General features: G+C 70.8%; 6 protein-coding genes. 2 read left to right on the top strand and 4 right to left on the bottom strand.

Going from position 1 to position 5,370, the window contains the following annotated elements:
* Positions 1–66: 66 nt before the first annotated feature.
* Together OUY22_RS35450 and OUY22_RS35445 are read right to left on the bottom strand one after the other, a co-directional pair.
* On the bottom strand, positions 67–1,500 hold the full coding sequence (locus OUY22_RS35450; protein WP_333486856.1) for a cellulase family glycosylhydrolase: 1,434 nt from the start codon (positions 1,498–1,500) through the stop codon (positions 67–69).
* Between the two features lie 118 nt (positions 1,501–1,618).
* A complete protein-coding gene (locus OUY22_RS35445) occupies positions 1,619–1,951 on the bottom strand; it encodes an SCO4225 family membrane protein (protein WP_270159691.1) in 333 nt (110 codons plus the stop codon).
* Positions 1,952–2,068: 117 nt separating this feature from the next.
* Between OUY22_RS35445 and OUY22_RS35440 the strand changes: the two genes are divergently transcribed.
* A complete protein-coding gene (locus OUY22_RS35440) occupies positions 2,069–3,316 on the top strand; it encodes an MFS transporter (protein WP_270159690.1) in 1,248 nt (415 codons plus the stop codon).
* Here OUY22_RS35440 and OUY22_RS35435 read toward each other — a convergent pair.
* Positions 3,275–3,718, bottom strand: coding sequence for a MerR family transcriptional regulator (locus OUY22_RS35435; protein WP_270159688.1), 444 nt, complete (start codon positions 3,716–3,718; stop codon positions 3,275–3,277). The two genes, OUY22_RS35440 and OUY22_RS35435, sit on opposite strands and share 42 nt — an antisense overlap.
* A gap of 113 nt (positions 3,719–3,831) precedes the next feature.
* On the opposite strand from OUY22_RS35435, the gene OUY22_RS35430 reads away from it, so the two are divergent.
* Complete coding sequence (locus OUY22_RS35430; RefSeq protein ID WP_270159687.1) at positions 3,832–4,881, top strand: aldo/keto reductase; 1,050 nt, start codon at positions 3,832–3,834, stop codon at positions 4,879–4,881.
* Positions 4,882–4,904: 23 nt separating this feature from the next.
* On the opposite strand, the gene OUY22_RS35425 is transcribed toward OUY22_RS35430, so the two are convergent.
* On the bottom strand, positions 4,905–5,240 hold the full coding sequence (locus OUY22_RS35425; RefSeq protein WP_270159686.1) for a cupin domain-containing protein: 336 nt from the start codon (positions 5,238–5,240) through the stop codon (positions 4,905–4,907).
* Positions 5,241–5,370: the final 130 nt, after the last annotated feature.

The following is a 5,370-nucleotide window of genomic DNA, read 5'->3' as shown; positions in this document are numbered from 1 at the left end:
GGGGGGGGGGGGGGGGGGGGGGGGGGGGGGGGGGGGGGCGCGCCCCCCCCCGCGACCGTTACCGCGTCAGAAGTCGTCGGCGGTGCGGATCCGGTCACGGACCCAGACGCCGGCCTCCTTGAGCCTGCTCGTCCCGGCGAACGGGCCGTTCGGGCAGGTCCCGGTGGTGAAGACGGCTCCGGTACGGAAGTCGTCGGAGAAGTTCCAGTTCACCCAGCTGATCTTCTTCTGGGCCATCAGGTCGAGGTACTGCTGTGACCGGCTGAAGTCGTTCGCCCCGTCACCGGAGGCGCTCTGGGTGCCGAACTCGGTCACGAAGATCGGCAGCCGGTCGGCGGCCCTGGCGAGCGTGTTGAGGTACTCGGCGCCGTGGGAGGCCGCGTAGAAGTGGAACGTGTACATGATGTTGGAGGCGTTGACCGGATTGTTGACGATCTCGGTCTCGTCGCCGCCGGCGGAGACGCCGAGGGACGACCAGCCGCGGGTGCCGATCAGGATCGGCGCGTCGGCGTCGTGCTGCCGGATCACCGGGATGAGCTGGTGCGCGTAGTCGCGGATGACGGACCAGGTGACGGCGTCGCCGTTGGGCTCGTTCGCGATCTCGTACAGGACGTTCTTCTTGCCGTCGTGCCGCTGGGCGATCTCGGTGAAGAAGGTCCTGGCCCGGCTCAGGTTGTACATCGGGTCGCCGGGGGTGAGCATGTGCCAGTCGACGATGGCGTACATCCCGCGAGCCGTGGCCATCTCGATCAGGGCGTGCACCCGGTCGGTGAACAGCCGGGGGTTGGTCTCGTACCCGCCCTCCTGGATGTACATCGAGATGCGCAGGACGTCGGCCTTCCAGTCGGTGGCCAGCGCGTCGAGGGAGGAGCTGTTGAGGCACTGGTCGTACCACTGGATGCCGTGGCTGCTCATGCCGCGCAGCTGGATCTGCTTGCCGCTTTCGTTGCAGAGCTTGAGGCCGCACACCCGCAGCTGACCGTTGGCCTGCACCGGGGTGCCGCCGCCGCTTCCCGTGGGGGCGCCGTAGACCTCCAGCTCCCACAGGGAGTAGCCCCACGGGGTGCCGCGCTGCGTGCCGTGCACCCGCACGTACCGGCCGGCGCCGCTGACCGTGAGGTCGTCGACCGCCCCGTCGCCCGCGGTGGTGGAGTGGACGTCGGTCCAGGCCGACCCGTCGGCCGAGAGTTGCACCCGGTACGCCCGGGCGTAGGCGACCTCCCAGGTCAGCCGCACCCGGGAGACGGTGTGGGCGGAGCCGAGGTCCACCTGGATCCACTGGGGGTCCACCCCTTCGGCGCTGGCCCAGCGGGTGGACGTGCTGCCGTCCACCGCCTTGTCCGGCTCCAGGCCGGCGGCCTCGATCGAGGAGGCCGTCACGGGTTTGCCCTGGGAGACCAGGGGGTCGGCGGCCGTGGCCGCGTTCGCGCCGGAGGGCACCAGGGGCGCCATCAGCACCGCGACGGCCGTGAAGATCTTCGTGACTGCGCTTCGCCTCACGAACGACTCCTTCGGGGACAGGGGGTCAAGGGCGCGCCCTGTTCGACCGCCCGCCCGAGACCTGCCCTGATTAGGAAAGTTTATTAACTTCTAGCGCAGCATAATTTGACACCCTTCTTCACACAACCGTGGGCGGCACCTTCTTCCTGCGTCCCCGCGCGATCAGCCAGAGCAGCCAAGCCTGTGCCAGCCCGCTCGCGGAATAGAGCCAGATGACGACCTCGGCGGGGAGCCAGTGGAGGGGTACGTAGATGAGGAGCATCGAGATCGGCGCCGTGACCGCGAGCAGGACCAGGGTCTCCAGGCCCTGACTGCCGGGCTGACGGATGCTGATCTCAACATAGATCGTCGCGACGACGACGATCAGTGCGTAGGCGCCGGCGAGATACGCGGCGAAGACGCCCCGGTCGAATCGGGAGACATAACGGCGACCGGCTCGGAACAATCTCATGGCCCCGAGTCTGCTGGACCCCGTCCGCGACGCCCTGAGTACCGATACTCAGCCGACATGAGTACCCGCCGTCGTGCGGGCTCGACAGCGCCCCGCAAGACGGTCTATCCATGAGAGGTGCCGAACCCCGCCGGACACCTCGGCCGGTGGAAGCCGCTGACCGCGGCCTCAGGAACCGGCGGCGACCGATCACACGGCCGGCGTGTCGTCGCGGCCCTGGCCGTCACCCAGACGATCGGCTACGGCGTGCTCTACTACGCCTTCTCCGTCGTCCTCCTGCCCATGCGCCGCGACCTCGGGGCGAGCGGCACCCAGGTCGCCGCCGCGCTCACCCTCGCCGTGCTCACCACCGCGCTGTGCGCCCCCCTGGCCGGGCGACGGCTGGACGCCCACGGCGGGCGAGCGCTGATGACCGCCGGCTCGCTGCTCGGCGCCCTCGCCGTGCTGGCCTGGTCCCAGGTGAGCACCCTGCCCCAGCTCTACGCCGTCTTCCTGGCCATCGGGGTCGCCTCGGCCATGGTGCTGTACGAGCCCGCGTTCGCCGTCATCGTCGCCTGGTTCGACGAGCGCGGGCGGGCCGGCGCGCTGCTCGCCGTCACCATCGTGGCCGGGTTCGCCTCCGCCGTCTTCCTGCCCCTGACCGGCCTGCTGGTCCAGACGTACGGGTGGCGTCAGGCCCTGGTCGTCCTGGCCGTCGGCTACGGGGTCCTCGCGATCCCGCTGCACGCCCTGGTGGTGCGGAACCCGGCCCGGCACGCCGTCCGGGCCCGCTCCACCGCCGGCGACCGTGAGGACCTGGTCAGGGCGGCGGTGCGGGGCCGGCCGTTCCGGCTGCTGGCCGTGGCCTTCACCGCGCACAGCGGCGCGGTCGCCACCGTCGCCGTGCTGCTCGTCACCTACCTCGTCCACCTCGGCCACCCGCCCGTCTTCGCCGCCACAGTCGCCGGCCTGCTCGGCGTGCTGTCGGTCACCGGCCGCCTGGTCACCACCGGACTGCGCCGCCGCTGGGCCGCCGCCCCGGTCGCCGCCGCGATCTTCGCCGTCCAGGGCGTCGGCGCGCTCCTGCTGCCACTGGTCGGCGCCACCGCGGGCGGGGCGATCTGCTGCGTGCTGCTGTTCGGCCTCGGCTTCGGGGTGGCCACCATCACGCTGCCGCACCTGCTCGCCGAACGGTACGGCACCACCGCCTACGCCACCCTGTCGGGACGCGTCGCCCTGTTCGCCGTGGCCGGCAAGGCGCTCGCGCCGCTGGGCGCGATGGCCCTGGCACACGCCGCCGGGTACGGCTGGGTGCTGGGAGCCGTCACCGCGGCCTGCGCCGTCTCAGCCTGCGCCCTGGTCGCCTACCACCGGCTGCCCGGGTGAACCGCCGGCACGTTCCGCCGGAGGGCGGTCGAGCAGGTCCTCGTACACACCGATCTTGAAGGTGATCAGGTCCAGGCACCGGGCGAGCCGGTCGAGCTGGGTGGTGACGTGCACGCGGTGCTCGCGCAGGAGCGCGAGCCGTTCCGCCTCGTTGCCCGCGCCCTCCCTGACGAGCTCGGTGTACCGGCGGAGCGCGGGCAGGGGCAGACCCGAGGCGCGCAGGATGACGCAGACGGTGAGCCAGTCCACGTCGTCCTCGCTGTAGAAGCGGCGCCCGCCGGGACCGCGTCGCACGGGGTTGACGAAGAGTCCCTCGTGCTCGTAGAAGCGCAGCGCGTGAACGCTCAAACCGGTGCGCTCCGCGACCTGTCCGATGCTCAGAGTAGCGGCGATCTCGGCCATGCCGTCGAGGTTAGCGGGTTGACCTAGAGCCGACTCTAGATCCTAGAGTGCCGGGTGCGATCGAAGCCCAGTCGCTCTATCTACTCCTTTTGCACCCCTAAGGAAGCTTCGCCATGCGCTATCGCACCCTCGGCGGAACCGGCATCGAGGTCAGCGTCCACTGTCTCGGGACGATGATGTTCCAGGCTCTCGGCAACCCCGACCACGACGACTGCGCCCGCATCATCCACACCGCCCTGGACCGGGGGATCAACTTCGTCGACACCGCCGACATGTACGGACAGGGCGAGAGCGAGGAGATCGTGGGCAAGGCGCTGCGGGGGCGCCGCGACGACGTCGTGCTCGCCACCAAGGTTCACTTCACGATGGGCGAGGGCCGCAACCGCAGCGGCAACTCACGGCGCTGGATACTCAAGGCGGTCGAGGACAGCCTCAGGCGCCTGGACACCGACTGGATCGACCTCTACCAGATCCACCGGCCCGACCCCGAGACCGACATCGAAGAGACGCTCTCGGCTCTGACCGACCTCGTCACCCAGGGGAAGATCCGCGCCTTCGGCTGCTCGACGTTCCCCGCCGAGGAGATCGCCGAGGCGCACCACGTCTCCGAGCGGCGCGGCCTCGGCCGCTTCCGCACCGAGCAGCCGCCCTACTCGATCCTCGCGCGCGGGATCGAGTCCTCGGTCCTGCCCGTCTGCCGGCGGTACGGGATGGGAGTGCTGGTCTGGAGCCCGCTCGCCTTCGGGTTCCTCACCGGCAAGTACCGCAAGGACCGGCCCGTCGACCTGTCGACCGGCCGTCCCACGATCCGGCCGGAGCAGTTCGATCCCGAGATCGCCGCGAACGCCGCCAAGCTCGACGCCGTCGAACGGCTCGTCGAACTCGCGTCCGACCTCGGCTGCACCCTCCCGCAACTGGCCGTGGCCTTCACCGTCGCCCACCCCGCCGTCACCTCCGCGATCATCGGACCGCGGACCGCAGAGCAGCTGGACGACCTCCTCAAGGGAGCCGAGCTCACCCTCGACGACGCGGCCCTCGACCGAATCGACGCCATCGTGCCGCCCGGGACGAACCTGTACAACCCGAACGCCCCGCTTCCCCCGCGCTCCCTGACCGACACCGCACTGCGCCGCCGCCCCCTGGCCGACCGCGCCGCGGCCTGACCCGGCGTACCCCTCGGGCCGGCTCAGGCGAGGTAGAGCTTCCTGAGCGGCTCGTCGATGGTCCAGACCGTACGATCGCCCGCGACGAGCCGTACGAGGACGCCGGGGCGCAGGTCGATGGAGGACCCGTCCTCGAAGGCGACCCGGCCGGCTCCCGCCAGGACCAGGAAGATCTCGTCCACCTCGACGTCCTCGGCCACGCCCGGAGTGATGTCCCAGACCCCGATCTCGACGTCCCGGAAGCCGGTCAGCGCGGTGGTGACCGTCCGCGGGTCCGCCGGGGCGCTGACATCCGGCACGATGTCGAGCAGGCCGGGGTGGATCAGCCGTGTGCTCGCCGTCCCGCTGTCCTCGCTCATGGGTCAAACCCTACGCGGGGCCTTCCCCGAGGTCGGAGCCGGTCCCGGACGACAGGCAGCCGTGCCACCCGGTCGTCGGGTGAGCACGGCTGCCGGCACGGGTGTCTCAGCGGACGGTTCTGTCAGCGGA

The organism is Nonomuraea corallina, from assembly GCF_027620315.1.
GTDB classification, from domain to species: domain Bacteria; phylum Actinomycetota; class Actinomycetes; order Streptosporangiales; family Streptosporangiaceae; genus Nonomuraea; species Nonomuraea corallina.
Note: the sequence above shows the minus strand (reverse complement) of the source record. Positions and strands in the feature narration are given on the sequence as shown.